The sequence below is a fragment of the Chloroflexota bacterium genome (assembly GCA_026708035.1).
GTDB lineage: Bacteria > Chloroflexota > UBA11872 > UBA11872 > UBA11872 > JAJECS01.
Genome location: JAPOVQ010000034.1, coordinates 47,501 through 69,727 on the forward strand (window position 1 = coordinate 47,501; position 22,227 = coordinate 69,727).

Genomic DNA, 22,227 nt, shown 5'->3' on the forward strand with positions numbered 1-22,227 from the left:
TATTCCCGGTTGCGTGGACGGGGCCACTGGAACATGTGATACGGCTCGTGGGGGTAGAAGGCCTGATACGTGCCGAAGATCGTGAGCTCGCGCCGCAACAAGTCAACCTGCAATTCAATCCCAACGGCGCCTGGCGCGCTGCCGGTCACCGCGATCACGCCCCCGTTGTCGGCGGCGCGGATGCAATCGGGCAGCACGAGCGGTGTGCGCGTCGCCATGAACACGGCGCGCGCGCCGTCGCCGTAGGAGACATCCCGGATGGCCGCCGGCGCGTCCTCGCGGCCGGCATTGACCACATGCGTCGCGCCGCTGGCGAGCGCGATCTCCAAGCGTCGATCGTCGAGGTCCACGGCAACGACCGGGTGGGCCCCGGCCATGCGCGCAAACTGCACGATCAGCTGGCCAACCACGCCTACTCCAAATACCGCCACAGCGTCGCCGATCGACGGCTGTGCTCGTCGCACGGCATGCAGGGCGACGTCGGCCAGCGAGACAAACGTGGCCGCGTCATCGGAGACCGCGTCCGGCAGCAACTGCGGCGTTTCGAGCCTGGTCATCGGGCGGGCGGTCGGCGGAACCAGCGCGGCGCTCACATGTTGCAGCGAGGCCACGATCCGGTCGCCCGCGGCGAACCCGTCAACCTCGTCGCCGGCCTCAACCACTCGCCCGACCCACGAATAGCCGGGCCGCAAGGCGTCCGGCGCCTCGGTCAGGCCGGCGGCCCGGTGGTCGCCTTCGAGCAGGTTCTGCTCGGTGCCGGCGCTGATGAGCGTGCGCGTGGCCTCCACCAGGAGCTGCGACGACGCGGGCTCGGCGACCGGCGTCTCGGCAATCCTCACCTCACTCGGTGAGGGAAACTCGATTTGGCGGGCAATGCGCGACACAGAACTATCCAATCGGAGAAGTCCGACGGCAAGGATGCCGCACCCGTGACGCCCTGTCAGGCACGACGGGCCGCGAAACAACCCAGGGTCGCGGCACGGCGCTCGCCCGCGAGGGCTCGCGACCGGATCGCCGGCAGTCGCCCTCGCACCGTCCACACGGCGATAGTCCGACGAAAGCGATGCGCGTCGACTCGTTCAGGGCTTGACGGCAATCGCCTCGCCAAACGCAAGCGCCCCGACCGCGCCGATGTGGTTCATCCACTCGTCGTGCTCGAGGCGCCAGTGATCGAACTGCTCCTGCGTGGCCAGCCCGTATTTCGTCGCCGCCGCGATCACGTCCGTCGAGTAGAACCAGTCGCCGATGAAGGCGTGAAGAAACGCGATGTCCGCGGGCGCGCTGAAGATATCGAAGGAAGCCGTCGCGTTGATGTCGGAAAACCCCGCCTCGATGAGCTTGTTCTTCAGCTCCTTGCCCATCTGGGGATGGCCGCCGTTTGCCTCGAGCAGGTTGCCAAACGTGGCCCAGGCGTCGGCCGTGTATTCGGTGTCGGGTTCCAGGAACGACGAACCAAGGATGAATTCGCGGCTGGCGATGATGCCGCCCGGCTTCAACACACGCTTCACCTCGGCCAGCGTCTTCGACGTGTCCGGGACGTGCATGAGCACAGCGTGGCAGTGGGCGATGTCGAAGGAGTTGTCATCGAATGGCAGATCGGTCACGTCGCCAACGTGGAAGGTCGCGTTTTGGTGACCTCCCGCCTCTGCAGCGGCACGCGCCAGGTCGATCTGTGATTCCTCCACGTCAATACCGTGGACTTCTCCGGGATCTACCGCTCGGGCCAGACCAACCGTGATGGTTCCAGGGCCGCAGCCAAAGTCGAGCACGCGCATGCCGGGCTCGAGCAGCGGCATGAGGTGGGCAGCATGGGATTCCGCGCTCCGTCGATTGAGCATCTGCCGGAACTCTTCGCTGTAGCCCATCGTGTAGGTGGAATCGGTCACTTCGCCGCTCCTTTGAGCATTCGGCCGGAAACTGCCCGGTGTTTCGCCACGGATCAATCAACTACGACAGGGCCCAAGACGGCGCACACCTCGGCGCCTCCCAGGTGGCTAGTGCGTTCGCCCGACGCGCACGGTGATGATGTCGACGCCGTGATACTTCTGGTGCTGCACGGACGAGGCGTAGTGCCACAGCAGGCGGAACGAAACCTCGCGTTCATCCGGCACCGGAGGCAATTCGCTCAGGTAGGCCAAGCGGTCTTCCATATTCTCGCCCTCCAACGCCGTCAAGAACTCCACTTCCACCGACTGGCCCTCCGAGCGCGCCGACACGGTCAGTTGGCGCTCCACGCCGGCGGCGGCGTCTTGGCTCCCCTGCAGCAGGATCGCCAGCGTCTCTTCACCGGCCGAGGCCAGCCGGTCCGCCGACGCCGCGTTCCAGCCATGCTTGGACGCGTAGCCGCGCAGAAACTCGTCGATTCGCGGCAGAGCGGCGATGTCCAGGCCAGCCTTCACCCGCCGTTGCCGCGGGCTGGTCAATTCCATGAACACCATCATGATGATTGCGGCGAGAGCGCCCGACGTCATGCCATTGCCGAGGAACACGCCGATGAAGCCATCACCCAGTTGATCGGCGAATATCACCTGGTTCTGGAAGCCCACGCCGATCCAAAACGACAATCCGGAAATGGTGGCGGTGCGGTGGTCGACTCCGTCCTGGACGATGATCTTCATCCCCTGCACGAAGAGCACGCCGATGAGCACGGTGATGTAGGCCGCCGCCACGGGACCCGGAATGGCGATCAACAAGGCCGCAACCTTGGGAAAGAACGCCAGAATGATGAAGATGACGCCAATCGCGACCCCCACGCGGCGAGCGGCGATTCCCGTGACCCCGGAAAGCGGCACGCTGCTGGAATAGGTGGTGTTGGGCAACGTCCCAGCGAGGCCGGAGAGCAGATTGCCCATACCGTCGGCATTGAGCGCACCCTGCACCAGGCGGAAATCCGTTGCCCGCGGCTTGCGGCGAGACACCTGCTGGATGGCCACGCTGTCGCCAATGGTTTCAATTGCACCGACGATGGTGACCACGATGAACGCCGGTAGAAGCGCCCAGAACTCGACGCCGGGCGTCAGATCGAATCCCGGCCAACCGTCCAGTGGGATTCCAACCCAGGGCGCATCAAGAATCGGCTGGGCGTCATAGAGACCGAACGGTGCGGCGACGACACAGCCCGCCACGATGCCGATGAGCGGCGACCACAGCCGCCATTTGGGTGCCGCGCGCAGCACCAGCGCCGCCACAGTCGCCAATGTGACCACCGCGGCAATCGGCGCCGCAGCGGACGCCGAGCCCTCGGGCACTTGCGTCAGCGCATCGAAGACCAGCGGCATCACCGTGACCGCGATCAGCATGATCACCGTGCCACTGACGACCGGCGTGAAAATCCGCCTGAACAGCTGGAGACGCGCGGCTAGCAGGAATTGAAACAGCGCCGAGACGACGACCAAGCTCGCCATCGTCGACGGGCCGCCCTCCATCAGCGCCGCGACGCAGACCGCGATAAACGCTCCCGACGTCCCCATGAAGAGCACGTGTCCCGCCCCGATTCGCCCGACGCGGACAGCCTGGAGAATTGTGGTAAAGCCACTGATCAGGAGCGCCGCGAATACCGCCCACGACAGGTAGCCGGCGGACTGGCCGGCGATCTGGACCACAATGACGACGGTCAGAATGACCGGCGCCAGCATGATCATCGCGGCCTGAAAACCGGCGCCGCCGGCTAGTAGCCATGGGAGGCGCTCATCCGGCTCGTAGCGGATATTCTCGTTCGGCTGTGCCTCAGCCATCGCTACCTCGCGCTCCGGAGCCACCCGAACCCATGAAACGTACGTAGGCCGACGGCCGCATTCAGGATCGAGGTGACGAGGGTTCCTGCTACCAGACCCGCATTGTCACGTATCTGGACTGCGTCGCAAGTCCGTCCGGCGATGAACCATTGGACATAGGTACACGGGTCTTCGGACCAACTCCCAGGAACGGCTCGCCGATATTCCTGCGATCACCGGGGGCGGTGCCGTGGCGCCTGCCGGCCATAGGAACCGGCAGGCGCCGTTGGGCTAGCGGCTGTAGCCGGAGGGGGCTTCCGGCGGGGCCTGCGTGTAGGCGCGCTCCGCCATGCGCTCCAGCACGAAGCTGAAGTCCCGGTAGGCGTCCAGCCCGCCCAGCGGCCCGGCCAGCGCCCGCAGTTCCTCCTGCAGGATCGCCAGGTCGGTGGACACACCCGCCGTGCCGTCGTCCGCGCCCCGCGGCAGGCTGCTGTAGCGGTCCGCCGCCAGCGCCACGATGCCGCCCAGCCGCAGCAGCGGGTCCGCCTCGTAGCTGCCGAAACTCAGGTTGCTCCGGCCCGTCACCTCAACCTGCTGGCTGCGCGACTGGCCCGTCTCCGGCACCACCCAGCGCAACTCCACCCGGCCCAGCTTCAGGTCGTCGCCACCGCGCACGCCGTCCTGCAGCTCCACCTCGTAGAACACCGTGGTCGCCGCGCCCGACGGCAGCTCCGCGAACTCCTTGCGGTCCTCCGCGAAGCTCGCATCCGACGTCACCCGGTTCTCGTAGCCGATGATCCGCCAGGACTTGACCACGTCCGGGTCCCAGGTCACTTGAGCCCGTGTCTGATCGGCAAAGGGCGTCGACAGCGCCAGCCAGCTCGCCCGGCTGAACGTGGCCCGCGCTTGGGCCGCGTCGTTGAGATAGCGGTACCAACCGTTGCCATGCTGGGCCAGCTGCTCCAGCAACACGTCGTTGTAGTTGTTGATGCCCACGCCGATCGTGATCAGTCGCAGCGGGTTGTCCGCGTTTCGGTCGTAGGCCGACTCCAGGATCGCGAACGGGTTGGTGGCGTCCACGTTGGCCACCCCGTCCGACATCAGGATGACGTAGTTGTTCGCTTCCGGTCGTTCGAGGCGTGCCTGGTGGGCCAACTGCACCCCCAGGTTGAGCCCCGCTTGCACGTTGGTGCTGCCATGCGGCGCCAACTGCGCAATCGAGGACTCGACCGAGTAGTCGTCTGGGCCCGAGTGCTCCACGGTGAGGTGGTGGATCACATCGGTCGTGAAGTGCACCACCGCGACCCGGTCCTGCGGGCGCAGGCTCCGGCGAATGGCTTCCGCCGCCGCGCGGGCAATGTCCACGCGATTGCCGTCGCCCATCGAGCCGGAGGCGTCGAGCACCAGGGTCACGTTCAGCGGACGGTCGTCCGCGACTTCCGCCGCCTGGAAGCCAATCCGGACAAGGTGCTGGCGCTCGTCCAGCGGATGCGCCACCAGGTCGCTGGTGATCGCAAACCCCCAGGCGTCGGCGGGCTGGGCGTATTGATAATCGAATGCGTTGATCCACTCCTCGGCCCGCACCGAGTCCGGCTCGACGTCGTAGCCCTGCTGGGCCCAGGTGAGCGCCAGGTGGTAGGACGTGCGGTCGGTGTCCAGGCTGAAGGTGGAGACCGCATCGTCGACGGTGGCCACGAACGGCTGGCGCCCGTAGTCCTGGAAGGTGGTGTCCGCCGGTCGCACGGTGAGAGCCGGTGCGGCCTCGGCAGCCGCCGGCGGCGCTGCCGTAGTGGCGGCTGTCGGGGCCGGCATCATCGCCTCTGCCCTTGGCTGGGTGACTACCTTCTCAACCTCGACCACCTTCTCAACGACTCTCTCGACCGGGACCTCTCTAATGACCTCGACTTCCTTGACTACCTCCTTGATGACCTCCTGAGTCACAACCTTCTCAACGACAGCTTCGACGGGGACTTCCTTGATCACCTCCCGCGTCACGACGGTCTCGACCGGCACCTCCTTGATGACTTCCTTGGTCACAACCGTCTCGACCGGGACCTCCTTGATCACCTCCCTGACTTCGGTGACTACGACCGTCTTTTCGACGACCTCCGTCTCCTGCAGCCCCTGCCCGACATTGCCGGCCACCAACACCGCGGACGCGGCAACCGCTACGGCGCCTCCGGTGACCATGACCGGCAGCCAGTTCTGCTTGGCAGCCGCGAGGATCTTGCGGCGAATGCGCGTGACCGGATTTGGCGCCGGGTGCGGTTCGAGACGGTCTTCCAGCGAATCCCAGAGGTTCGTGGGCGCGCGCAGGTCGTCGGCTTCCGACGCGAAGTGCCGGCGCAGCGTGTCCTCCATGTCTTGATCTGGGGAATAGTTACTGGCCATGGCCGTACGCCTCTCTGGCATCGCCCGTTGTCAGTTGATCTCGGAGCTGTCCGAGTGCGCGGTGCAGCCTCGATTTCACGGTGCCCTCGCGCACGCCGGTGGCTTCGGCCAGCTGGGGAACCGTGAGGCCGGCGAAGAAGCGCAGCACCACGACTTGCCGCTGCTCCGGATTGAGGCCCGCCAGTGCTTCTCGAATCGCCAAGCGATCGTGCTGCGCCTCGATCTCCTCGGCCGGGCGCGCGGCGTCTTCGGCTTCACGCTCATATTCGAGGGAAACCGTGGAGACCGCGCGCCGTCTGCGCTGGGACACGACGGTGTTCACAAGGATGCGCACGAGCCAGGGCTTCACCGGGCGCTCGCTGTGGAAGCCCTGAATGCCCCGCCAGGCGGCGAGAAAGGCTTCTTGCACGTGCTCTTCGGCCTGCGCCCGATTCCCGGTCATCAGGACCGCCGTGCCAAAGAGAACATCTTGATAACGCTCTACCAGATGGCGGAAGGCTTCGCGCTCGCCGTCCTGACAACGCAGGACCGCTTGCTCATCGGTCATGTGCCGCCCTCATGGCCGGTGCTCCGGAGGTACTCCACTAGACACTACGCGCGTTCGGGCCGAAACGTTCCATGCCTGCAAACGATTTTCTTGTTCGCATGCCTAGCAGCACGGCGACGCGCATCCCCATGCAGCTGCTCCGTCTCCCGTTGGGTTTAGGTCCGTTCGATTAGGTACTAAAGTACCGCGCTTCTGCCTCGCGTGGGCCGACGGCACGACCTGAATGAGAATGCGTCGTTTCGGACATCATTTGATGCATAATTCAAAGACAAGCGGCTATTGGTAGAGGGAACGACGTGCGAACCACCCTGAATCTCGATGAACGGTTGTTGAACAGAGCCCAGCATCTCACCGGGATCGACGGAAGAACGGCGCTGGTCCGCGAGGGGCTGCGAGCCCTCATCGAGCGAGAAAGCGCCCGGCGCCTGGCGCGGCTGGGCGGAAGCGAGCCTCAACTCCAGGCCATCCCTCGCCGCCGAGCATCGTCTGGATGACGCTAGTCGATACGTCGATTTGGGTCGAACATTTGCGCGGCGCCGAGACGCGCCTTTCTCCACTTCTGCATGACAACCAGGTGCTCGTGCATCCCATGGTTGTCGGTGAGCTTGCCTGCGGACACCTGCGCAATCGGGCCGCGGTGCTCAGACTGCTGGGAGAGTTGCCCCAAGCACCGGTGGCGGACGATCAGGAAGTGCTTGCGTTCATCGAGCACCATCAACTCATGGGCTGCGGAATTGGCTACATCGACGCCCACCTGCTCGCCGCTACGGCGCTCGCGGCGTCAGCTCACTTTTGGACGATCGACCAGCGACTCATGAAAGTGGCAGTCGACTTGGGTCTCTCGGAGCGCCGACCGGACTAAGCCGCAACCCTCTTGCAGCCCCACGCGAATTTTGGCCGCGGCGAGCACTGGATCCCCACGCATCGGACGCGCGTGAAGACTTAGGTGCCGCTGGCCGCCGGAGGAGAAGACGCGATGTTCCGCAGAGTGTCGGCCACACTGTCGACCGCGGCCTCCCATAGCCGGGCGCCCAGCTCGGCGCTGGCATGGGTTGGGTCGCCGATCACCCCCGTGCACGAATAGCGCGCGAAGTCTAGGTCCGGATCCTGCCAGTCAACCGGCCCATGAGCAGGATCGACAATCTTGTCCCGGCGGACGGATGCAGGGCGCAGATGGAGCGCAATCGAGGTCGAGAAGCTGTCGGCGTGACCACCGGACACTGCCGGATCACCAATACGGCGCCAAATGTCATTGAACGGATGACGGGGCAAGAAGGCCGCCGATTCGCTCCGGTGCGTCCGGTTAAACTCCCGGACTGTGTCGCTCAGTTCGTGGCCGCCGCACCCGTGCCAAACGACGATTCGGTCAAAGCCCTGCTCGGCGAGGGATTCCAGTGCGGCACGAACGATGTCGCCGTGGAGCTTGCCCGGAATATCGATATAGCCCGCACCATAGTTTCGATGCTCCGGCGTCGGCCCAAAGGGAATGGCCGGCAGTACAAGCGAATTGATGCGAAAGCTGCGCGAGGCTCGTTCGGATGCCGCCTCGCAGAGCTGCACGGCAAACCAGGTATCGAAGTCCACGGGGAGATGCGGCCCCTGCTGCTCGGTGCAACCGGTCGGAAGAATTGCCAGGCACCCCCCGCGCGCCAGCTCCCGGATCTCTTCGTAGGTGTGATCGCCGAAGCGCATGGAATTACCGCGCTGCGTGAAGGGGCCCGCGCTAGCGAGAAGCGACGTCCGCTAGGGTGTGCGGCGTCAGCTTCACCCACACCGGCTCGTGGTCGGAGGCGGCGGTGATCGGCCGGCGGACCTCGACCGCCGCAAGGTCGGGGGTGTGCAGCACGTAGTCGATGCGCTCGCCGTCCGCGGGAAACGTTGGCGGACCACCGGCGTCCGGGTCGAGGAATCCAACCTGCCATAGCAACTGCATCGACCGTTCGTCCGCCTCCGCGTTCAGATCCCCCGCCAGCACCGTATGCGTCCGGCCGCCCCAGATGTCGAGCAGGGTCCGGGCCTGAGCCTCGCGCGTCGGGCCGCCGTCTACCGCGTGATCCAAGTGGGAGTTGATGACGGTATAGGTCCGGCCGGGGGCGTCGATCTCAGATTCCACGGCGCCGCGCGGAATCCGTCCCGGATTGTCGAAGTGATGGACGGCGCTGCGCATGGGCCGCCGGGTGAGGGTGGCGTTGCCCCAGAGATCGCCCGCACCGGCTCCATAAACGTAGGGCATGTCGAGCCGCTGCGATAGCCAGGTGAGCGTGTCCGCGGAACCGGATATCACCCAGCCCCGACCCACCTCCTGCAGCGCAATCACATCGGCGGGATTGTCCTCGAGCGTCCGCGCCACGGCCTCGAGGTCGAAGCGGCCTTTGACGCCGAATCCCTGGCGAATGTTGTAGGCGACTACGCGGAGCCCGTCGGAATCGGAGGATCCGGTGTCCGGCGGCGCTGCCGTGCCGGCCACCGCGGCAGCCGGCAGCAGCACCAATCCGGCCACGGCTATCGGCGCCTGCCAGCCTCGGCGGCGCGCGCGCCTCACGTCTTCGACCTCCGGCGACCGCTTCGACGAGCCGCCAACTCCCAGGAGAGCAGTGGCGATGACCGCGGCCCACATCACCCAGCCAGGTCCGTAGAAGGAATAGAACACGAACAAGAGCATTACCAGCAGCAGAAGACCGACGGTCATCGACACCACGCTGGGCGCCACGCGGTCGGAGCCGTCCGTCCGCGGCACCAGCGGAACCAGCATCACCGGCAACGCAGCGGCAACGGCGGCAGCGCCGAATCCGGCTAGCGGCAGTCGAGCATCGAAAAGCACGAAGCCCGCCACGAATACGAGGACAGCCACGCCAAGCAAGACTCGGGCACGAGCCGGCCCGGCTCGAATCAGCGCCGAAGTCCAGACGATGCCCACTGCGGCGCCGGCAGCCAGCGCGAGGCCAGCACTGCGGAAATCAATATCCGCGCCCACGATGACCTGGCCCATGTTTCCGCTGAGTATCAGGAAAACCACCAGCCCAGGACCTAGCCCGATGAGCGGCCAGGCATCGCGCCACGCTGGTAGTCGCCCTCCTTGACGAGCAACTGCCGGGGCGCCAAGCGCAACGATGGCGACCGCGATGGCGACAACCGCCGACGCCGCCGGATCGTGCGCAAACGGCGCATCGACGGTGATGAAGCCGATGCGAACCGTCAGATCGAGCGCCAGCGCCACGGCAAGAGCCAAAGGCGCCGCTGTTCCCAATGCGGGCAGCAACGCCAGGAACCACCCCAGGGCGATGACGCCGACGAGGCCCGCCACGAAATCGATTCCGGGAACGGCGGAAATCTGTCCCACGGCCGCCCCGGCCGCGAGCAGTCGCAGCGACCATAGGCTCGCCGCCTGTATGCCAACGCCATGGATGACCGGCCAGGCCAGGATGGTGGCTGCAAAGCCGCCGAGCACAACGATAGCCAGAACCTCGCGGCTGGACGTCTCCCCGATCAGCCAAACCGTGTGGGTGGTGAAGACCCGGATCGCCTGGAGGCCGAGAAGCAGGGCGCACGCGATGGCCAGCAACCCCGCCGGCGGCGCGCGCCGAGCCGCGTCCGACGCCGTCGCGGCGCGCGCTACGGCCACGGTTTTCTCTGCGACGGGCAGACGTTGCTCACTTCTGTCTCACCGGCCTCATTCGTCCGAGTCGATGTGGCCCTGGGTACTCAGCGCACGAGCGCTCACGCCCAGCACGCCGAGGAATCCTTCCGAGTCACGGTGATCGAAGTCGCCCACGCCCTCCATGCTCGAGGCGTCGCTGTAGAGCGAGTGCGGCACGTCGTGCGCGCTGGCGTAGGCGACGTGGCCCCGATAGACGTCGACGACGATCGTGCCCGTCGTCAGCGTCGTGAACGTCTCCACGGCCCGCCGCATGGCGCTGCTGGCGAGGTCGAACCAATAGCCCTCGTAGACCTGTCGCGCGAGCTGCGCCGAAGTCTGGTCAAAGACGGCGCGCGCGCGGCGATCCAGGATGAGCTGCTGGAGGTAGGCGTAGCACGTCCCAAGCAGCTCCATCCCCGGCGCCTCGTACACCCCGCGTGACTTGATGCCGACGAAGCGGTTCTCCACCACGTGCAGACCGATACCCACACCGTGCCGGCCGCCAATGGCGTTTGCCCGCTCGATCGCTTCACGCGGGGTCACGGGCCGACCGTCGATGGCCGTGGGAACGCCCTGCTCGAAGCGAATCGCGACGCGCTCACCGTCGTCGGGCGCTTCGTGCGGGAATACGCCCATCTCCGGTCGCACGAATTGGGCCGGGGTGTCGAGCTCTTCGAGCTGTCCGGCCTCGTGGGTCAGTCCGAGGAGATTCGCGTCGGTCGAGTAAGGCTTGTCGAGCGTCGCGCGGATGGGAATCTCTTCTCGCTCGCAGTACACGATCATCTCCCGGCGACCGGGGAATAGGTCAAGGAACTCGGTGTCGCGCCACGGGGCATAGACCTGAACCTGGGGCGCGAGCATGTTGGTGACCAGCTGGAACCGCACCTGGTCGTTGCCGCGACCGGTGGCGCCGTGGCCGAACACCGTGATGCCTCGTCGCTGAACCTCCGGAAGCAGGGCCTGCACCGTGACATGCCGCGCGATGCCGGTCGTATTCCAATAGCCACCCTCGTACTTGGCCTGGGTCTGAATGATCTCGATTCCGGCGCGGGCCAGCGCGTCGCGGGCATCGACGAGAACGGCGTCCTCGGCGCCCGCGGCTCGCATGCGCTCGGGGATGTCGTTGATGTTCGCCTCATCCGGCTGGCCCAGGTCGGCCGTGAGGGCGACGACCCCGACTCCCTCTTCAACGAGCCAGCGCGTGATGGTGCAGCTATCCAGACCACCGGACGCGGCCAGCGCCATGCGCTTGCCAACGAGATCCCCAACAACCACTGCTCACCCCGCTAGGACGCATCAGCCGCTTGTAGAGTACCGTTCGCACACGTAAGTGCGACCGCCGGCGCCGTCGCCGCCTGCCGTTCGGGCGATCCTCCGCCCCGGAGTCCACCCATGCCATTCGTTGACCCCACCGATCATCCCGAAATCGAGCTTGCCCCGGGAGCACGCGCCCGCACGCCCTACGGCGACCGGGTGATGCTGTCACGCCTGGAGTTGGACGAAGGCAGCGTGGTGCCATTGCATCAGCATCCGCACGAACAGGCCGGCATGCTGCTCGAAGGCGAGATGGAGCTGACCATCGGCGACGAGACGCGCCTGTGCCGCCCCGGGGATATGTTCATCATCCCCGGCGGCGTGCTCCATCGGGCGCGGACAGTGAAGGGTCCCGCACTGGTTCTCGACATCTTCAGTCCACCGCGTGAAGATTATGTCGAGTTGGCCAATCGCTACATTCCAAAGAGCGACTAACCGGAGCTACCCAAGGCCCGCCCACACGAGTCGCCGCCTTGACGGATTGCTTGTTCGGACGGAGTACTATTTCTCGGGTGGCCAGATAGCGCTTGGCCCGGTGGCAACAACGCACCCGGCGGCGGAACCAATGCCAGGCGCTGAGGTTGGATTGGAGTATTCGCATGGCAGTCAAAATCGTGACCGACAGCACGGCGTATTTGCCCCAGAGTCTTCTCGACGAGCACGGCATCGAAGTGGTGCCGCTGCACGTGCACTTTGGCACCGATGACTACACCGACGGCGTCGACATCACGCCGACTGAGTTCTTCACCATGCTGGAGAGCCGGCCCGAGCATCCGACCACCTCGCAGCCGGCGCCTGCTGCCGTCATGGATATCTATGGACGCTGCGGGGCGGACGGCAGCGCCATCGTGTCCATCCACCTGTCGGCCAAGCTGAGCGGCACGCTCGAATCGGCACGTTTGGCTTCGGACCAGCTGCCCGATGTGGATGTGCACCTGGTCCGCAACGATCTGCCGCCGATTGGCGTCGGTTTGCTGGCGGTCGAGGCGGCACAGGCCGCCAACAGCGGCGCCAGCGCCGAAGCGGTGGTGGAGCTTGTGAACGAACTGGGCGCGCGCACGCATGTGGCCTTCGTCGTGCCCACGCTGGAGTATTTGCGCCGGGGTGGCCGCATTGGCGGAGCCCAAGCCTTCGTGGGGTCGATTCTGAGCTTCAAGCCGGTGTTGCACGTGCAGGACGGCGAGGTGCAACCCGTCATCCGGGTGCGGTCCTTCACCAAGGCTCGACGCGCGCTGGTGGACTACGTCCGCGAGCGTGCACCGAAGGGCCTGCAGTCAATCTCGGTGATGCACGTGGGGGCGGACGACATGTACGCCGCGCTGGAGGCGGACATCCAGCGCGAGTTCGACGTGTCGGCGGCGCTGCTGCCAGGTATCGAGATGGGACCGGTGATCGCGACGCACACAGGCCGGGGCGCATTCGGCGTCGCGTTTATCGCCAACCCTTAGGCGGGCGCCGGCTCTCGCGACAACGGTGCGAGTGCTGGTCGTTCAGTTGGTCCAGGCGCTGGCCTGCGGGTCGAGGGCCTCGCGGAGTCCGTCGCCCAGCAGATTCAGCGACATGACGGTGATGAATATCGCGATGCCGTGGGGCATCGGCACCCACGGCGCGGTGCGGAGGTAGCGCCGGCCCTCGGCGAGTTCCAGCCCCCATTCGGGAGTTGGCGGCTCGGCGCCCAGGCCAAGGAAACTCAGTCCCGCGGCGGCAATAATCGCCGACGCCAAGCCAAGCGTCGCCATGATGATGATGGGGCTCACAACGTTGGGCAGCACGTGGCGCAGCATGATGCGGGCCTCGCGCATGCCCACGGCTCGCGCGGCCCGCACGTAGATAAGCTCACGCGCCGACAGCGTGGCGCCGCGCACGACCCGTGCGTAGTAGGGAATGGCCGCGATCCCCAGGGCAATCAGCGCGTTGTTGAGGCCGGGTCCCAGCGTGGACACGATGACGATGGCGAGCAGGATGCCGGGAAACGCCAGCATCACGTCCAGCACGCGACTTATCGCCCAGTCGACCTTGCCGCCCACGAATCCGGCGACCAAGCCGACAAACGTACCGCCGGTGGCAGCTATAGCCACCGCCAGGAATCCAATGCGCAGCGAGATGCGCGGCGCGTGAACGACGCGCGTGAACACGTCGCGTCCCACTCGGTCCGTGCCCAGGAGGTGCCCACCCTCCCCCGGCGGGGAATTGAACAACACCGGGTTGTAGTAATTCAGCGAGTGAGGCGCGATGACATCGGCCAGGATCGCGACGATGGCAATGGCGATGAGCACCACGCCGCCGGCGATGGCCGCCTTGTTGCGAATGAATCGCCGCCAAGCGAGGCCCCATTCGCTGCGCGCGGGCGCCGCGTCCCCGCCTTCGAGCGCCTGCTGGACCGTAACGTCGTCAGTCGTTGCCATCAGCCGCTCGACCGGGCAAGCGCGGGATCCGCACTGCAGGCTTGCGATGGTTCACTCGGGCGTCTCGTTCCTCGGCGCCGACTGGCGCTGCCTGCCAGCGTCACGCTACGTCTGAAGCCGCACGCGCGGGTCGATGTAGGTATAGAGCACATCCACGATGATGTTGACAGCGACATAGACCAGCGACGCCAGCATGACCAGCGCCTGCACCACGGGATAGTTGCGGCGCTGCACGGCTTCCACCAACTCGAAGCCAAGACCCTGCCGGGTGAACACGACTTCGACGACGATTGCCCCCGTCAGCAGGCTCCCGAACTGCAAGCCAACGATGGTGATGACCGGAATCAGGCTGTTCTTGAGCGCGTGTCGAATCACCACCGCCGACTCACGGAGGCCTTTGGCGCGGGCCGTCCGCACGAAGTCGCGGCTCATGACGTCGAGCATGGATGAGCGGGTCATCCGGGCAATGATCGCGGCCGCACTCACGCCGAGCGTGACGGCCGGCATGATCATTCCCTCGGGCCGGTCCTGCCCCAGGGCCGGCAGCCATCGAAGATTTACGGCGAAGATGTAAATCAGGACGAGACCAAAGAAGAAATCCGGCACCGACACGCCGAACACGGCCACGACCTGGCCCGAATAGTCAACCCAGGTGTGGTGTCGGATCGCCGACACTATTCCCGAGACCAGCCCCACCAGCAGGGCGACGCCCATCCCGGCCATCGTGAGCTTCAACGTCTCGGGGAACAGCTCCTTGATGAGATCGCCGACCTGCTGATTCGTCTGGAACGACCGGCCGAAGTCACCCACCACCACATCCCGGGCATACAGCGCGAACTGCACCGGAATTGGGTCGTTGAGGTGATAGGAATCGCGGAGTTGCTCGACCGCTTCGAGCGGAATGCGGCTGGTGAAGATCGACGACTCGCCGCGCGACTCGAGGAGGAGGGAGACCGGATCGCCGGGGATCAGGCGCAGGAGGACAAATACGATCAGCAACACTCCGACCAGCACCGGCACTGCGGCCAGCACCCGGATTGCGATGTATTTGCCCATTCCTGCGCCAGATCAGCGTCCGGCGATCACGCCCTCCTTATGGCCTCGCTCCTAGCCCTCTGTCGAGTAGAGGTCGAACGGGTACGGCGAGGTCAAGATCGTGTGGAATACGCGTCCGCCGACCTTGGCCGTGTTGGCCGGGAATAGCGAACCCCACTCGACCAGCGGGATGCCCACGGCCTGCTCCATGAGGATCGTGTGCACACGATTCGTCATCTGTGCGCGCTTGGCCTGGTCGGGCTCAGTGCGCACGGCGTCGAGCAGGCTGTCGATTTCCTCGTCGACGAGCCAGGTGTAGGCCCGGTTACCCGGGACTCCGAAATTGCGCGAGTGATAGACCGTGTCGAGCACCAGGCCACCCTCGAGCCCCACGCCGCCCTGCCACTTGTGGGTGTGCATCTTCTGCAGGTATTGCTCGACGGCAGTGCCCCACTCCATGTTGGGTGTGGCCACCGAAATGCCGATCGCGTTCTCGATGTTGAGCTTGTAGGGCTGTGAGAATGGATTCGGCGTGTCGGGGAATGAGACCTCCAAAAGCTGACCACTGGAGTCGTAGCGGAAGCCGCCATCGCCGCGCGCGTAGCCGGCCTCATCGAGGATCTGGTTGGCCTTCTCGATGTTGAAGTCGTAGTAGCCATCCAGGTCCGGGTTGTAGCCGACGGTTCCGGGCGTGAGCAGGCTGCCCGCCAGCGCGCCAAAGCCCAGCGTGACGCTGCGAGTGACCGTGCCGCGGTCGGTGGCGTGGATCAGGGCCTTGCGAACCGCCAAGTCATCCGTGGGGAAGTTGATGGTGTTGGTCTGCAAGTACCACGGCTGTCCCGGACCAAGCCCGATGAAAACCTGGTGCGCCGGGCTCCCGAAGAAGGGCTGCAGCTCGGTGAGGCTGTAGTGGTGCATCCAGCTCAGCTCTTCGGCCTCGTATGCCGCCACCTTGGCCGACACGTCGGTCAGCTCGAACGACGTCCACTCGTCCGCAAACGCCGGACCCTGGTTGAGCGCCCACGGCGGACCCCAGTTGTAGTCGTCGTTCCGGACCATCGTCAGGGAGATGTTCTCTTTCCACTCCTTGAACTTGTACGGCCCGGTGCTCACGGGGTTTCGGGTGAGGTCTTCACCGTATTCCGCCACGGCCTTCGGCGATGCGAAGACGGCGGAGCCGCCGGCCAGGAGGTCGAGGAAAAAGACGTTGACCTCGTTGAGCGTCATCTCCAGCGTGAAGTCGCCCGGCGCCGAGACACTGGCCAGCTGATTGCCGATGTTGGCGTTCCAGCCGGGGTTCATGTCCGGGTCCATCCACAGCTCGAAGTTGAATTTGGCGGCCTCCGCGTTGAACGGCGTGCCGTCGTGGAACTGCACGTCGTTGCGAAGCTGGAACGTGTAGGTCAGCAAGTCGTCCGAGACTGTCCAGTCCGTCGCCAGCCATGGGGCCAGTTCGCCGCCCGGCCCGTGCGCAATCAGCGCGTCGAAAAGCGGCTGACCGCCGCCCATCAGTGACCACGCGTCAGGAAAGTGCAGCGGGTCGAGGTTGTTGATCGCGCCCGGCGCCGCGTGCGTGATCTTGCCGCCGTACTGCGGGTTGTAGGGCGTGAGGTCGCGGTAGTTGCCGAAACGCACGGCCTTGACGGGTCCGATCTCAAAGACGCCCGCGATCTGCGTCTCCTGCGGCACCTCCACGACCTTTTCGACGATCTTCTCGACCTCTTGGGTCACAACCCGCTCGACCGGAACCTCTCTGACGACCTCTTTCTCCACCACCTTCTCGACTTCGACCTCTTTGATCTCGGTGACCGTGACGATCTTTTCGACCTCGACGGTGCGGACCTCGACCTCGCCCTCGCCGCACGCGGCCAGCGCCGCAGCGCCTACGCCGCCTGCGAGACCAAGCGCTCCGAGGCGCACCACGTCACGCCTGCTCAAGGATTTCGCCATGGGTTCCTCCCCTCCCGCGACTAGAGTCGCACCCGGACCCGGCGCGTCCGGCAACCGCCGACGCTCACCTGAATTCTTCGGTCGAATTCACGAGTCCGTCCCGAATTGGACTTTACCACTCAGAGAATCTTGACGATGCGAATCTTATGGACGCGCCAATTTGACTCCGAAGTTCGATTTGGCACCCCGGTACGCCTGGCAGCGCATGGGCACGCAGTTCGGGCAGCCCGCCGGCGACGAGAGTGCGGGGGGCAACTCCGAAGCGCGACGGAGCCACGGCGGTCCTCGATCAGATCTCCGAGGTCGGAACGCTACTCGGCTGGGGTCAAGCGGGCGATGGGCTGGCCGTATTCGACCGGCTGGCCGTCGGGAACCAGAAACGCCTCGATCGTTCCGTCGAACGGCGCCGCCACCTCGTGGGACACGCCGAGCACGTCCACGAAGCCAAGCGGCGCTCCCTCTTCCAGCGCGTCGCCGGGCTCAGCGATCGGATCGGCGCCGTCTTCGGTCCGCCGATGGAAGATGCCGACGTGCGCGGTTCGAGCAACCGGCGGGTCGGCAGCCTCTACATCCGCTGACTCGACGACGGTTGAGCCATCGGCGGCTGGCTCCGCGAGCCGCAGGCGAATCGTGTGGTGCTCGTCAGCGACTTCGATCTCCTCCAGCCGCTCATTTCGAGCTGTTGCCACAAGATCGGGGAGCACTTCCGAGAGCGCGCGTTCCCACTCGTCAGTCAAGACAATCCCCACGTATCCCTGGTCACGCCTGGCCGACGCGCGTGCTGTATTCGCCGGTGCGGGTGTCCACGCGGACGACGTCGCCGGTGTTGATGAAGAGCGGCACGTCGATCTGCAGGCCCGTGCTCATGGTCGCCGGCTTCGATGCCGCTGTCGCGGTGTCCCCGCGGACCCCAGGCTCCGTGTGCGCAACCGCCATTTCAACGGCCACCGGCAACTCGAGTCCGATCGTGCGCCCTTCGAACGTCGTCAGCTCAAGCTCCAGTCCGTCGACGAGATAGACCGCGGCCGATCCGACCTCGGCGGCGTTGAGCGCGACTTCCTCGAACGTCTCCATGTTCATGAAGTGAAAGGCGTCGGAACTCCGGTACAGGAATTGTGCCGGATCGACATCCAACCGCACGCGCTCGAAGCGCTGACTCGCTTGAAACACTCGATCGGAGGTTGTGTGGTTGACGATGTCGCGCAGCCTGAGCTTGGTTTGTGCGCTGCCGCGGCCAATCTTCTGGTGCTGGTGCTCGACGACCTCCAAGAGCTTCCCGTCGATCCGCACCACATTGCCGCGACGCAACTCGCCAGGGTCAACCATCGGACGGCCTCACGTCGTTCACAGCGGCAGTCATTTTGCCGCCTGGGTCAGCACTTCGACACCGTCGTCTTGCACGAGCACGAGATCCTCGATCCTTACGCCACCCCACCCCGGCAGATAGATTCCCGGTTCCACTGAGGTGACCATGCCGGTCGCCAGCGTATCGTCCGACCGCGTCGAGAGTCGCGGGGACTCGTGAATCTCCAGCCCCACGCCGTGGCCCGTGCCATGTCCAAAATCGCCGCCATGCCCGGCCGCTGCGATCGGGTCGCGCGCCAGCGCATCGGCGGCCCGCCCCGACATGCCGGCGCGAATTTCGGCTTCGGCGGCCAGCTGCGCCTCCAGGACGAGGTCATAGATGCGCCGAAACGTCTTGTCCGCCGGGCCGGCGATGAACGTTCGAGTGATGTCTGAGCAATAGCCCCCAAGTCGCGCTCCAAGGTCGACGATTACGGGTTCACCTTCGGCGATGGGGTGGCTCCCGGGCTGGTGGTGGGCCATGGCCGCGTTCGGTCCGGCTGCAACGATCGTGTCGAAGGCTGGCCCCTCGGCGCCGAGATCGCGCATGGCGGCCTCGAGCCGGTTCGCCAGCGCGCGCTCGGTGACGCCCGGCTCGATCCACGCCGCGGCGCGCGCCATCACCTCGTCGGCGATGCGCACGGCCTCGCGCATGACGGCGACTTCACCGGCATCCTTGATCACCCGCAGTTGCTCCACGACGCTCTCAACGGGCACGAGGCGCGCCGGGGTCGTTAACTCGGCGAGCCGCGCCTCCAGCTTCTGAAACCCGGCATAGGTGACGTGCTCGGGCTCGAATCCAACACGCGTCGCGCCGGAGGCCGCCACGGCATCGGCCAGGCCCTCAAGTGGCTCTGCCGTTTCCACGATGGTGAATGCCGGGGCTTGATCGCGTGCCTGCACGGTGTAGCGAAAGTCCGTCACGAGCACGCGATGTTCCGCACCGACGAGCAAGACGCCGGCGCTTCCGGTGAAGCCGCTGAGGTAGCGGCGATTCGCGGCGCCGTGAATGAGCAGCACGTCCGCGCCCAAATCGCTCAGTTTCGATTGGGCCCTTTCCACGCGCGTTCCAGCCGCCGGCTCAGCGCCGCTCATGGCAGGGCTCGATATTGGGCGATGTTGCGCTCATGTTCCTCGAGCGTCACGGAAAACGCATGCGATCCGTCGCCTTTGGCGACGAAGAAGATATATGGCGTTTCGGCCGGGTTGGCGGCGGCGGCAATCGACTTGAGTCCGGGGTTGGCAATCGGCCCCGGCATCAGCCCGGAGTGGAGGTAGGTGTTGTACAGCGAATCCACGCGAAAATCGGCGGTGGTGAGGTCGGGCTTCCACCACCCGCGCCCACCATCGGTGCGTCCCAGGGCGTATTGCACCGTGGGGTCCGCCTGGAGCGGGATGCCCGTCGCAAGGCGGTTGGCGAAGACGCCGGCCACCAGCGCGTACTCCTCATCGATTCGCGCCTCGCGCTCCACGACCGACGCGACGGTGATGAGGGCATGCAAATCCCAGCCGCGGGCCGCCGCCGACGACCGCATGTCAACGGTCACGATGTCGTCGAAGCGCCGCAGCATGGTGCGGACCAAATCGCCGGCGGTGGTCCCGGCGTTGATCTGGTAGGTATCGGGAAACAGATAGCCTTCGAGTGACACTCCGGGCGGGATGCCGCGCAGGAAGGGAAACTCGTTCGCAAGCTCGGCAACCTGGTTGCGCGCGATTCCCAAGAAATCTTGACCGGCAATGTGGGTTTGCTCGTCGAGCCGATCCGCCATTTCCTCGATGCGGAAGCCCTCCGGAAACGTGACCGTCTGCTCCGCGGGCTGCCCGGCCTCGAGCAAGGTCAGAATCTCGTCCAACGACATGTCTTGCCGCAGGAGATACACGCCCTGCCGCAATCGCCCGTCGAGGCCCCGCCGATCAACCAGGAGACGAAACAGCAGATCGCTGCGGATCAGGCCGTCGCGCTGAAGCGCGCGGCCGATGTCGCTGGTCGTGGTCCCCGGCGGAATGGTGAAGAGCACGGTTTGCGCCGCCACCGGCGCGGGCGACTCGGCGAACCGGCTCACGATGGTGAAGCCCAAGAAGGCCACCGCGCCGATCGACAGCAGCACGACGACAAACGCCTGAATGAGAAGACCAATGGCCCTCACCAGGCTCCCCGATCATTGAGAAAGTCCTGCACCAGCACCTCGGCGGCCACCGCATCGATGGGACGCTCGCCCGACCGCTCCCGCGCGGCGACCGTCGTGAGCCGCTCGTCGCGCAGCACGACCGAGTCCCACTGATCCGCAAGCAGTTGGTGGGCCCATCGGCGCGTTCGCGCCGCCTGTGGCCCATCGCTTCCATCCAACGATAACGGCAGACCGACCAGAATCGTAGCGTCGGGATAGTCGTCGGTGATCGCCGCCACCGCTGCTCGATCGCGAACCAGATTCCGCCGCTCGATGACGCGTCGATGGGCCACGAACCCGCCTGTCGCGTCTGAAATCGCCACGCCTATGCGGCGCGACCCTAAATCAAGGCCAATGATGCGCTGGTTGCGCGGTGGCGGTGGCTCGGCGGGCTCAGCCCGCCGGGATGGCCGTCGGCTCCGTGACTTGGACATCGATGCGCCAGCCCCAACGTGGGAAGTTCTCGGTGTCAGGTGGATCATGCGACATCCGCCAGGCGGCAACTTGCGACTGTCGATTCAGGGCCGCCGCCCCGTCGTCGAGGCTCGCACCGGCCAGCATCCCGCGAATGGCATCGGTTTCAATTCTCGCCACCGATTCGCCAACCGCCTCGATGCGCATGTGCAGCCGTCCAAACGACTCGTCGAGAATCTCGGTTCGCAGAACATGAATCTCGTCGAATTCGACATCCGCTCCGCCGCTCGCGAGGCCATCGACAACAATCCGCTCCAAGTCATCGTTGGCGAAGAGAGTCCCACTCGCGCGCACTTCCAGGTCCAACTGCAGCACCGCCGCAAGCTGATCCACGTCGGCGCTAAAGTCCTTCCGCACGACCTCAGGATTGCCGGCCTCCGGCGACCATACAACCAGCGTGTGCTGCTCGGGGCGGTCGCGCCGAAGCTCCTCCACCGCCGCACTTTGCAGCCGCTCCACCAGGACGCGGTCGAGCTCGTCGATGTCGCGCTGGGAAACCAGCGCGATTTCCCGCTCCGCCGCCCCCGTGATCGGCTGCGAATTGAAGACGTCAAGCGTCTCCGCCTCCGGTCCATCGACGGCCACAATCGCCAGCGCGCGCACGTTCCCCGTCGTGCCGGGGTTCTCCGCCGTCACGCTCACGGTCGCCTCACCAGGAACCGTCTGTCCCACGATTTCCACCGTCGGCGGCACCAGCACTTCGGCGTCAGTGAGAAAGCTCGTGCCCTGCTGGGTGCGAACCCGAGTGTTGCGGAGGGCGACAACGGCTTCGCGGGTGCGATTCCTTAGGGTGATGCGCCCACGAGCGAACTCCACGGGCTCCCGGCGCCGGCCGGTGGTGGGCATGGACATGGAGCCGTCGCTGACGGCGGACACGATCGCGCCGGGAATGGCGCGAGCTTCGACGTCGACCTCGGACAGCTCGGGATCGATGCGCACATCGAGCGTGATCGGCACGTGCGTGGCCAGCGGCGACACCTGCACGGTCGAGGAGGGCCAGATCCAAAAGGCCATGACGATCCAAACCGCGGCGACGCCAAGCACCGCCGCGGCAGTGGGCGCCAGCAGACGCAGGGGATGGTCATTTCGCTCCCAATGACGATAGGTGCGCATCGGTCGCGAGCCGTCGAGCTCGTCCAGGCGCTCGAACACGGGTTCGCGCATCCTCGGTGCGCGGCGGCGCCCATGGGCGTGGCGCGGCGGGCGGCGCCGTGGGCGCGGCGGGAGCCGCTCAAGCGTGGGGCCCTGG

General features: G+C 65.8%; 21 protein-coding genes (1 of these 21 running past the window's edge). 4 read left to right on the forward strand and 17 right to left on the reverse strand.

The window, feature by feature from the left end:
- The 5 genes from OXG33_13490 to OXG33_13510 form a co-directional block, all read right to left on the reverse strand.
- A protein-coding gene (locus OXG33_13490; GenBank protein MCY4114927.1) for a zinc-binding dehydrogenase crosses the window boundary here: on the reverse strand, positions 1-884 show its 5' portion. It extends 154 nt beyond the left edge of the window; the window shows 884 of its 1,038 coding nt (coding positions 1-884); its start codon is at positions 882-884; the stop codon falls past the left edge of the window.
- Between the two features lie 195 nt (positions 885-1,079).
- Complete coding sequence (locus tag OXG33_13495) at positions 1,080-1,886, reverse strand: methyltransferase domain-containing protein (GenBank protein MCY4114928.1); 807 nt, start codon at positions 1,884-1,886, stop codon at positions 1,080-1,082.
- A 108-nt stretch (positions 1,887-1,994) separates the two neighbouring features.
- Positions 1,995-3,734 (reverse strand): hypothetical protein, encoded by a 1,740-nt coding sequence (locus tag OXG33_13500; protein ID MCY4114929.1) that lies wholly within the window; start codon positions 3,732-3,734, stop codon positions 1,995-1,997.
- A gap of 270 nt (positions 3,735-4,004) precedes the next feature.
- Positions 4,005-6,104, reverse strand: coding sequence for a von Willebrand factor type A domain-containing protein (locus OXG33_13505; GenBank protein ID MCY4114930.1), 2,100 nt, complete (start codon positions 6,102-6,104; stop codon positions 4,005-4,007).
- Positions 6,094-6,651, reverse strand: a complete 558-nt coding sequence (locus OXG33_13510) for a sigma-70 family RNA polymerase sigma factor (GenBank protein ID MCY4114931.1) — start codon at positions 6,649-6,651, stop codon at positions 6,094-6,096. The genes OXG33_13505 and OXG33_13510 overlap by 11 nt, the downstream gene beginning before the upstream one ends.
- 296 nt (positions 6,652-6,947) lie before the next feature.
- On the opposite strand from OXG33_13510, the gene OXG33_13515 reads away from it, so the two are divergent.
- Complete coding sequence (locus tag OXG33_13515) at positions 6,948-7,145, forward strand: type II toxin-antitoxin system VapB family antitoxin (protein ID MCY4114932.1); 198 nt, start codon at positions 6,948-6,950, stop codon at positions 7,143-7,145.
- Positions 7,142-7,513: a type II toxin-antitoxin system VapC family toxin gene (locus OXG33_13520; protein ID MCY4114933.1), complete on the forward strand. Its 372-nt coding sequence runs from the start codon at positions 7,142-7,144 to the stop codon at positions 7,511-7,513. Before OXG33_13515 ends, OXG33_13520 begins: the two co-directional genes overlap by 4 nt.
- An 80-nt stretch (positions 7,514-7,593) precedes the next feature.
- On the opposite strand, the gene OXG33_13525 is transcribed toward OXG33_13520, so the two are convergent.
- From OXG33_13525 to argG, 3 genes are read right to left on the reverse strand one after another with little or no spacing between them, the layout of a single operon-like run.
- Positions 7,594-8,343, reverse strand: coding sequence for a creatininase family protein (locus OXG33_13525; protein MCY4114934.1), 750 nt, complete (start codon positions 8,341-8,343; stop codon positions 7,594-7,596).
- Between the two features lie 31 nt (positions 8,344-8,374).
- Positions 8,375-10,273 (reverse strand): endonuclease/exonuclease/phosphatase family protein, encoded by a 1,899-nt coding sequence (locus tag OXG33_13530; protein MCY4114935.1) that lies wholly within the window; start codon positions 10,271-10,273, stop codon positions 8,375-8,377.
- Between the two features lie 48 nt (positions 10,274-10,321).
- Entirely contained in the window at positions 10,322-11,563 is a 1,242-nt protein-coding gene (gene argG / locus OXG33_13535) for an argininosuccinate synthase (GenBank protein ID MCY4114936.1), read from the reverse strand.
- 117 nt (positions 11,564-11,680) lie between these two features.
- Between argG and OXG33_13540 the strand changes: the two genes are divergently transcribed.
- Both OXG33_13540 and OXG33_13545 read left to right on the forward strand, forming a co-directional pair.
- Positions 11,681-12,037, forward strand: coding sequence for a cupin domain-containing protein (locus tag OXG33_13540; GenBank protein ID MCY4114937.1), 357 nt, complete (start codon positions 11,681-11,683; stop codon positions 12,035-12,037).
- Between the two features lie 164 nt (positions 12,038-12,201).
- Positions 12,202-13,050: a DegV family protein gene (locus OXG33_13545; GenBank protein MCY4114938.1), complete on the forward strand. Its 849-nt coding sequence runs from the start codon at positions 12,202-12,204 to the stop codon at positions 13,048-13,050.
- A gap of 42 nt (positions 13,051-13,092) precedes the next feature.
- Here OXG33_13545 and OXG33_13550 read toward each other — a convergent pair whose 3' ends face one another.
- The 9 genes from OXG33_13550 to OXG33_13590 form a co-directional block, all read right to left on the reverse strand.
- The gene (locus OXG33_13550) at positions 13,093-14,007 is read right to left on the reverse strand and encodes an ABC transporter permease (GenBank protein MCY4114939.1); all 915 of its coding nucleotides are present in this window, start codon (positions 14,005-14,007) and stop codon (positions 13,093-13,095) included.
- A gap of 105 nt (positions 14,008-14,112) precedes the next feature.
- A complete protein-coding gene (locus tag OXG33_13555) occupies positions 14,113-15,063 on the reverse strand; it encodes an ABC transporter permease (GenBank protein MCY4114940.1) in 951 nt (316 codons plus the stop codon).
- A gap of 51 nt (positions 15,064-15,114) precedes the next feature.
- Positions 15,115-16,992, reverse strand: a complete 1,878-nt coding sequence (locus OXG33_13560) for an ABC transporter substrate-binding protein (GenBank protein ID MCY4114941.1) — start codon at positions 16,990-16,992, stop codon at positions 15,115-15,117.
- Positions 16,993-17,303: 311 nt separating this feature from the next.
- A complete protein-coding gene (locus OXG33_13565) occupies positions 17,304-17,729 on the reverse strand; it encodes a biotin/lipoyl-binding protein (GenBank protein MCY4114942.1) in 426 nt (141 codons plus the stop codon).
- A gap of 22 nt (positions 17,730-17,751) precedes the next feature.
- Positions 17,752-18,318: an elongation factor P gene (gene efp, locus OXG33_13570; protein MCY4114943.1), complete on the reverse strand. Its 567-nt coding sequence runs from the start codon at positions 18,316-18,318 to the stop codon at positions 17,752-17,754.
- Positions 18,319-18,348: 30 nt separating this feature from the next.
- Entirely contained in the window at positions 18,349-19,431 is a 1,083-nt protein-coding gene (locus OXG33_13575; GenBank protein MCY4114944.1) for a Xaa-Pro peptidase family protein, read from the reverse strand.
- Positions 19,428-20,483, reverse strand: coding sequence for an endolytic transglycosylase MltG (gene mltG / locus OXG33_13580; GenBank protein MCY4114945.1), 1,056 nt, complete (start codon positions 20,481-20,483; stop codon positions 19,428-19,430). Before mltG ends, OXG33_13575 begins: the two co-directional genes overlap by 4 nt.
- Positions 20,480-20,938: a Holliday junction resolvase RuvX gene (ruvX, locus tag OXG33_13585; protein ID MCY4114946.1), complete on the reverse strand. Its 459-nt coding sequence runs from the start codon at positions 20,936-20,938 to the stop codon at positions 20,480-20,482. Before ruvX ends, mltG begins: the two co-directional genes overlap by 4 nt.
- Positions 20,898-22,142 (reverse strand): baseplate J/gp47 family protein, encoded by a 1,245-nt coding sequence (locus tag OXG33_13590; GenBank protein MCY4114947.1) that lies wholly within the window; start codon positions 22,140-22,142, stop codon positions 20,898-20,900. Before OXG33_13590 ends, ruvX begins: the two co-directional genes overlap by 41 nt.
- Positions 22,143-22,227: the final 85 nt, after the last annotated feature.

What these genes read in the sequence shown, in the direction of transcription:
- OXG33_13500 (MCY4114929.1), bottom strand. Translation starts at nt 3,734, where the DNA reads ATGGCTGAGGCACAGCCGAACGAGAATATCCGCTACGAGCCGGATGAG.
- OXG33_13505 (MCY4114930.1), bottom strand. Translation starts at nt 6,104, where the DNA reads ATGGCCAGTAACTATTCCCCAGATCAAGACATGGAGGACACGCTGCGC.
- OXG33_13510 (MCY4114931.1), bottom strand. Translation starts at nt 6,651, where the DNA reads ATGACCGATGAGCAAGCGGTCCTGCGTTGTCAGGACGGCGAGCGCGAA.
- OXG33_13520 (MCY4114933.1), top strand. Translation starts at nt 7,142, where the DNA reads ATGACGCTAGTCGATACGTCGATTTGGGTCGAACATTTGCGCGGCGCC.
- OXG33_13525 (MCY4114934.1), bottom strand. Translation starts at nt 8,343, where the DNA reads ATGCGCTTCGGCGATCACACCTACGAAGAGATCCGGGAGCTGGCGCGC.
- OXG33_13540 (MCY4114937.1), top strand. Translation starts at nt 11,681, where the DNA reads ATGCCATTCGTTGACCCCACCGATCATCCCGAAATCGAGCTTGCCCCG.
- OXG33_13545 (MCY4114938.1), top strand. Translation starts at nt 12,202, where the DNA reads ATGGCAGTCAAAATCGTGACCGACAGCACGGCGTATTTGCCCCAGAGT.
- OXG33_13550 (MCY4114939.1), bottom strand. Translation starts at nt 14,007, where the DNA reads ATGGCAACGACTGACGACGTTACGGTCCAGCAGGCGCTCGAAGGCGGG.
- OXG33_13555 (MCY4114940.1), bottom strand. Translation starts at nt 15,063, where the DNA reads ATGGGCAAATACATCGCAATCCGGGTGCTGGCCGCAGTGCCGGTGCTG.
- OXG33_13560 (MCY4114941.1), bottom strand. Translation starts at nt 16,992, where the DNA reads ATGGCGAAATCCTTGAGCAGGCGTGACGTGGTGCGCCTCGGAGCGCTT.
- efp (MCY4114943.1), bottom strand. Translation starts at nt 18,318, where the DNA reads ATGGTTGACCCTGGCGAGTTGCGTCGCGGCAATGTGGTGCGGATCGAC.
- OXG33_13575 (MCY4114944.1), bottom strand. Translation starts at nt 19,431, where the DNA reads ATGAGCGGCGCTGAGCCGGCGGCTGGAACGCGCGTGGAAAGGGCCCAA.
- ruvX (MCY4114946.1), bottom strand. Translation starts at nt 20,938, where the DNA reads ATGTCCAAGTCACGGAGCCGACGGCCATCCCGGCGGGCTGAGCCCGCC.
- OXG33_13590 (MCY4114947.1), bottom strand. Translation starts at nt 22,142, where the DNA reads ATGCGCGAACCCGTGTTCGAGCGCCTGGACGAGCTCGACGGCTCGCGA.